Consider the following 6651-nt stretch of genomic DNA (forward strand, 5'->3'; position numbering starts at 1 on the left):
CTATCCGGAACGCGCCGCATGGCTTCCATGCCGACTTTCGCGGCAGCTATCGCAAGGAAGCGGCGGACGACGCCTGGGCACAGGCGCAAGCCTGGTTCAAGAAATATGGCGTTCTGAGCTGAGCCCGCGCCACAGCGCATCGAGGCCGTGCCGATAGGTCGGATAGGCCAGCGTGAGGTCGAGCTCGCGCTTCAATTTCGCATTGGAGACGCGGGCGCTGCTGGCATAGAAGCTGCGCGCCATCGCCGACATCTCGGCGGTCGCAAACGCTTCTTCGGCCGGCGGCGCGATGCCCATCAGCTGTGCGGCGTAGGTGATCACGTCTTGCGGCGGTGCGGGCTCGTCGTCGCAGACGTTCCAGGTGCCGCCGCTGTCGTGGGTGATCGCGGCCATGATGGCGCTCGCGATGTCGTCGACATGGATGCGGTTGAAAACCTGGCCGGGCTTGATGATGCGGCGGGCGGTGCCGCCACGCAGCGTCACCAGCGCGTTGCGGCCGGGACCGTAGATGCCGGCAAGGCGCAGGATCGCAACATCGCCGTGCGCCGTCTCGGTCCAAGCCTGCTCCGCGGCGACGCGCAGCCGGGCGCGATCCAGGGAAGACTGCGGCGGCGTGCTCTCGTCGACCCATCCGCCGGCATGATCGCCATAGACGCCGATGGTGGAGAGATAGACGACCTTGCGGCGGCCTGTTGCGAGCACGTCGCCGAGCGCTGCGAGCGCGGGATCGCCGCTGCCATCAGGCGGGATCGAGATCAGGAGAACATCGGCATCGCGGATGCGATTGACGGTCGCATCAGCCGGGCGGCTGCCGGAAAAGGCATGCAGCTCGACGCCGGCGAGATCGTCCCGCGTGGTGGGATCGCGCACGGTGCCGGCGACATGCGAGAAGCTGCCGCCGAACCTGCGGACGAAATGCCGGGCGCTATAGCCGAGGCCAAGAATGAAGAGCCGCATGCGTCTTCCCGTGCCGGGTCCGAGTTCCGTTCGCGCGAGCCGGCGCGTCCTCGCTCATAAGAGATCAAAACCGCAAAACAACCCCATGCATAGTACATCACGCCGGCGTGAGGGTTGCCCTCAGTGCACCCGGTGGCTCGCCCTATCGTCCTCGGCCTGCTCGACAATCTGTGCGATCGGGCTCGACTGGTGATGCACCATGCGCCAGTCGTCGCCGACGCGGCGAAAATGGTTGGCGGCAGCCAGCGCGGTTCCGTCGACGATCTCGATGCAGAGCACGCGGGCGCTGTCGCCGTCGACGATCGCCTGCGGTTCGGCGCAGACGATCTGCGGCCTCTCAGGATTTTGCAGGATGTCGCGCCAGCTGCCGATGACAGTGGCATGGCCGACGATCGCGGGCCAGCCGGGATGAATGCAGGAGATGGCGTCGTCGTCCGCCCACATCCGCTTCATGCTGTCAAAATCGCCCGTCGAAAAGGCGGCGTAAAAAGCCGCGTTCGCGGCGATGACCTTGCTGTCCTTTGCCATCTCTCTCGGGTGGGGCAATGGAAGGCAAAAATCAAGCGCGACTTCAGTCCGACTTTGAACGCAGTGCAGCATCGCTGCCCAGTTTCTGGTCATGCCGAAACGAGCATCTCTACCGCGCGCCGCGCACCTTCCGCGTAGAGGCGCCCAAGCGCTACGGTCACCGCCTCGCGCAGCCGCGGCTCGGCGCCAAGCGGCCCGAACACCTTCGTGACGCCGAGCAATGCAGGCGCAAGCCGTTCCGCGACGGGACCGGCCTCGCGCGCGAGCGCCGCCAGCTCGGCCGCGAAGGGATCGCGCACGTCGATGGCGCGGCCCTGCTCGTCAGATGCGGTGACGTAGCGCATCCAGCCAGCCACCGCGAGCGCATGGGTCGCGATCGGCAGGTTCATGGCGAGACGATCCTGCATCGTCCCGAGCAGGCGCTGCGGCAGTTTTTGCGAGCCGTCCATCGCGATCTGCCAGGTGCGGTGATGCAACGCCGGATTGGCAAAACGCTGGAGCAGGGAGGCGCGATAGGCGGCAAGATCGGTGCCTTCGGGCATCGTCAACGTCACCGCGGCCTCTTCCATCACCCATGCGGCGAGGCGCGCGAAATGCGGATCCTGCATGGTGTCGGCGATGGTCTCGTACCCGGCGAGGTAGCCGAGATAGGCGAGCGCTGAATGGCTGGCATTGAGCAGCCGCAGCTTCATCAGCTCGAACGGCTTGACGTCGCCGACAAGCTCGACACCTGCCGCGGCGAGATCGGGCCTTCCCGAGGCAAAGCGATCCTCGACCACCCATTGCGTGAACGGCTCTGTCATCACAGGCCAGGCGTCACGCATTCCGAGCACTGCTGCGACCCCATCACGATCGGCACGGGTGGTTTCGGGCACGATGCGGTCGACCATGGTGCAGGGGAAAGTGGCGTTAGCGGCGATCCACTTGCCAAGCTCCTCTGAGCGGAGCGCGGCGAATTGCGTCACGATCCGCTGCACGGTGTGACCGTTGGCGGCGAGATTGTCGCAGCACAGCACGGTGAAGGGCGCAATCCCCAGCGCCCGCCGCCGCGCCAGCGCCGCCACGATGAAGCCCGGCGCCGAGCGCGGCGCGTCGATATCGTTGAGGTCGTGCACGACATCGGGGTGTCGCTCGTCAAGATCGCCTGACTGCGGCGTGTGGCAATAGCCCTTTTCGGTCACCGTCAGCGAGACGATGCGAATGGCGGGATCAGCCATCCGTTCGACCAGCGCAGCCGGCTTCTCGCGCGCGACGACGCTGTCCAGCAATGCCCCGATGACACGATGCTCGGTGCCCTCGGCGGAGCGCACGGCGACCGTGTAGAGATGATCCTGCGGGGCGAGAGCATCGCGCGTATCGGGGCTGCGCAGGCTCGCGCCGACGATGCCCCAGGATGTGGGGCCTGCGGCCAGGCAATCGTCGATGGCGACAGCCTGATGCGCACGATGAAACGCGCCGAGACCGAGATGCACGATGCCTGGCGTGATCAGGGAACGGTCATAGGCCGGGCGGCGGATGGCCGCTGGCAACAGGTCGAGATGGGCGTGACCAAGCCGCATGGTCGTCTCCCTGGGTTTAGCCCGTTGCTTGACATGGCGGCCGTATCGGGTCAATTGGTAAGGCCAATTATCCAAAGTGGACGTGGCCGCCGGCAGCAATCCATCCGGCGAGACCGTTCGGGGAGGCCGGCGTGCCGCTGGAAGCTGTGGAGGCGAGACGGCTTTATCGCCAGGTCGCCGATCAATTGCGAAGCCTGATCGACAGCGGCGAGTACGCCGTCGGCAGCCGCTTGCCGACCGAGCGCGAGCTCGCCGAGCAGCTCAAGATTTCGCGGCCGACGGTGCGCGAAGCCCTGATCGCCCTCGAAGTGGAGGGACGCGTTCGCATTCGCGTCGGCTCCGGCATCTATGTAACAGAGCCCGTCGACGCTGCGCCGGTGTCCTCGGCCGTCCTCGAGGGGCCGTTCGAGCTGCTGCGCGCCCGTGAATTCCTGGAAAGCGCCATCGCGGAGCAGGCCGCCCGCGTGGCGACCAGCGACGATGTCGCGCGCATCGACGCGGCCCTTGTCGCGATGGCTGAGGTCGAGCATCCCAGCGAAGCTTCGATGGTCCATGACCGCGCCTTCCACATCGCGATCGCCGGATGCCTCGGCAACGCCGTGCTGGTGCGCGTCGTCGGCGAGCTGTTCGACCAGCGCCTCAATCCCTATTTCACGCAGCTTGCGCATTATTTCGAAAACCCCGGCACCTGGCTCGCCGCGCTGAGCGAGCATCGCGCCGTGCGCGACGCCATCGCGGCGCGCCGGCCAATGTCGGCTCACGACGCCATGCGCGATCACCTCGCGCATTCGCAGGAGCGCTTTGCGCAGAGCTTTGGCGCCGAGACATCAGCAGGCGCGCCGGGGGCGCGGAAGCGGACGGCGCGATCCGGAGATCAGCCGGCGAAGCCAAAACGATCCTCTGGCGTGCAAGCCAAAGGCGGCAGCGCGGGGCGACGATGAGATTGGACCGCTCGTCTCGTTGTTAGGGCGGGTGAACGAAGCTGCAGACACAATGGGATTTTACCGATGACCTCGACCGCTCTCGCCGCAACCCTGTTCGGACCCGAAGATCTGCGCATGATCGAGCATCCGCTCGACAAGCTCGCTGACGGAATGGTGCGCATCCGCTTCGGCGCCGGCGGCATCTGCGGCTCTGACATGCATTACTTCCGCCATGCCCGCACCGGCGATTTCGTGGTGAAGTCGCCGCTGGTGCTCGGTCACGAGATCTCGGGCGAGGTTGTGGAGATCGCGGGTATGCCTGCGAACCTGAAGGTCGGCGACCGCGTTGCCGTCAATCCGTCGCGCTGGTGCGGTCACTGCGTCGCCTGCCGCGAGGGGCGGCAGAACCTCTGCGAAAATATCTACTTCATGGGTTCGGCCTCGAAGACGCCGCACATGCAGGGCGGCTTTGCCAACTATTTCGACGCCGTCCCGGCGCAGTGCGTGAAGATCCCCGACCACGTCTCCTATCAGGCCGCAGCGCTCGCCGAGCCGCTGGCGGTCTGCCTGCATGCCGTCGCGCGCGCCGGCAACATCCAGGGCAAGCGCGGCATCATCTTTGGCGCCGGCCCGATCGGACTTCTCACCATGCTGGCCGCGCGCCGCGCCGGCATGGCCGATATCACGGTGGCCGACATCGCGCCGGCGCCGCTGGCCTTCGCGACCAAGCTCGGTGCGTCCCATGTCGAGAACGTCTCGGGCGGCGAAGAGGGCCTCAAGGCGCAGGCCGCGTCGCGTCCCTATGACGTCGCCTTCGAAGTCTCGGGCACTGCCGCGGGCCTTGCCAGTGCCATCGGCATCGTCAGGCGCGGTGGCGTGGTGGTGCAGATCGGCAATCTGCCGGGCGGCCAGATCCCGACGCCGTCGAATGCGGTGATGGCCAAGGAGATCGACCTGCGCGGCTCGTTCCGCTTCGGGCTGGAATTCATGACCGCGGTGGAACTGATCGGCGCGGGCAGCGTCGACGTGCTGGCGCTGGTCACCGCCGAGCGACCACTGTCGACCGCGCCCGACGCGCTGCGGCTGGCGCTCGACCGTTCGCAGAGCGTCAAGGTCGTGCTGACCGCCAATTGACTCTTGTTTTGACGCGTTTTTTTTACGCGAACCGGTAGCCACTTCGCTCGAGAACGCTTTAGGAGAATTTCGATGATGCGCGAGGGATGGCGCTGGTATGGGCCCAACGATCCAGTGTCGCTGGACGATGTCAGGCAGGCCGGCGCAAGCGATATCGTATCGGCGTTGCATCAGGTGCCGATCGGCGAGGCCTGGACGCGCCGGGCGGTCGAGGAGCGCAAGAGCTTCATCGAGGACGGCCAGCCCGGCCGCTCGCCATTGACCTGGTCGGTGGTGGAATCGATCCCGATTCCCGATGACGTCAAGCGGCTCGGGGCTAAGGCGACCAAATCCATCGACGCCTGGATCGCGAGCCTGGAGGCGGTGGCCGCCTCTGGCATCAAGATCATCTGCTACAATTTCATGCCCGTGGTCGACTGGTGCCGTACCGATCTCGAATGGGAGCTGCCGAACGGCGCCCGCGCCCTGCGCTTCGATCAGGACCGGTTTGCGGCGTTCGAACTGCATATCCTGCAGCGCCCGGCAGCACTGCGGGAATATTCGCCCGAACAGCAGGCGCGCGCAAAGGCGCGGTTCGACAAGATGAGCCAGGCCGACATCGACTATCTCATCATGGCGATCGCCAGCGCGCTGCCGGGCTCGACCACCGAGCCGCTGACCATCCCGCAATTTCGCGACAAGCTGGATGCCTATCGCGATATCACGCCAAAGATGCTGCGGCAGCATCTCGTCGAGTTTCTCGAGCGCGTCGCGCCGGTCGCCGAGCAGCTCGGCGTCTCGCTGACGCTGCACCCGGACGATCCGCCGCGGCCGCTGTTCGGCCTGCCGCGCATCGCCTCCACGGCAGAGGATTACCAAGCGCTGTTCGATGCCGTGCCCTCAAAGGCGAACGGCATCTGCCTGTGCACAGGCTCGCTCGGCGTGCGCCCTGAGAACGATCTGCCTGCCATGGCCGAACGCTTCGGCCCGCGCATCGCCTTTGCCCATCTGCGCGCGACCAGGCGCGAAGCCGACGGCTTGTCCTTCCACGAGTCCGATCATCTCGACGGCGACGTCGACATGATCGCGGTGCTGAAGGCGCTCCTGAAGGAGAACGCCCGGCGCTCGCCGGACCAGCGCATCGTATTCCGCCCCGATCACGGCCATCGCATGCTGGACGATCTCGCCGCCACCAAGCGCACCAATCCCGGCTACACCGCAATCGGCCGCCTCCGCGGTCTCGCCGAGCTGCGTGGCGCCATCCGGGCGATCGGGCATCGGTGAACTCTTCGCCTCTCCCCGCGTGCGGGAGAGGCCGGAATGCGCGCTGAAAGCGCTGATTGCGGGTGAGGGGACTCTCCGCGGGTCCATCTCTGACGGTGATTGCGGAAGTAGCCCCTCGCCCCACCCTCTCAGGGCGAGCGCAGCTCGTCCCGGCCCCGTAGGAACGGGAATAGGGAGAATGTAGGCCGTGTACCCATAAGCCCGGCGATTTGATGCGACGAAAGCAATGTCCGCTTTGCCCCTATAGCGACCAAGTTCGTGCGGCAGCGCAGTATGTCGCGATGGGC

6 protein-coding genes and 1 pseudogene are annotated in these 6651 nt (G+C 66.2%); 4 read left to right on the plus strand and 3 right to left on the minus strand.

The annotated features are described in order from the left end of the window. Positions 1–11: 11 nt before the first annotated feature. Positions 12–122: pseudogene (locus tag XH80_RS08935) on the plus strand (dienelactone hydrolase family protein); the annotation flags it as partial. Here the strand turns inward: XH80_RS08935 and XH80_RS08940 are convergent. From XH80_RS08940 to XH80_RS08950, 3 genes are all read right to left on the minus strand, one after another. Next, entirely contained in the window at positions 97–957 is an 861-nt protein-coding gene (locus XH80_RS08940) for an SDR family oxidoreductase (protein WP_271598275.1), read from the minus strand. The pseudogene XH80_RS08935 and the gene XH80_RS08940 overlap by 26 nt on opposite strands. Positions 958–1077: 120 nt before the next feature. Then, positions 1078–1485: a nuclear transport factor 2 family protein gene (locus tag XH80_RS08945; RefSeq protein ID WP_220004830.1), complete on the minus strand. Its 408-nt coding sequence runs from the start codon at positions 1483–1485 to the stop codon at positions 1078–1080. Between the two features lie 89 nt (positions 1486–1574). Continuing rightward, a complete protein-coding gene (locus XH80_RS08950) occupies positions 1575–3044 on the minus strand; it encodes a mannitol dehydrogenase family protein (protein ID WP_271598276.1) in 1470 nt (489 codons plus the stop codon). Positions 3045–3175: 131 nt separating this feature from the next. Between XH80_RS08950 and XH80_RS08955 the strand changes: the two genes are divergently transcribed. The 3 genes from XH80_RS08955 (at position 3176) to uxuA (ending at position 6364) form a co-directional block, all read left to right on the plus strand. After that, positions 3176–3985, plus strand: coding sequence for a FadR/GntR family transcriptional regulator (locus XH80_RS08955; protein ID WP_220004828.1), 810 nt, complete (start codon positions 3176–3178; stop codon positions 3983–3985). Positions 3986–4051: 66 nt separating this feature from the next. Further along, complete coding sequence (locus XH80_RS08960; protein ID WP_220004827.1) at positions 4052–5101, plus strand: L-idonate 5-dehydrogenase; 1050 nt, start codon at positions 4052–4054, stop codon at positions 5099–5101. 72 nt (positions 5102–5173) lie between these two features. Then, entirely contained in the window at positions 5174–6364 is a 1191-nt protein-coding gene (gene uxuA / locus XH80_RS08965) for a mannonate dehydratase (protein ID WP_271598277.1), read from the plus strand. Positions 6365–6651: the final 287 nt, after the last annotated feature.

It is taken from the genome of Bradyrhizobium sp. CCBAU 45384, assembly GCF_028128665.1.
Classification (GTDB): Bacteria; Pseudomonadota; Alphaproteobacteria; order Rhizobiales; family Xanthobacteraceae; genus Bradyrhizobium; species Bradyrhizobium manausense.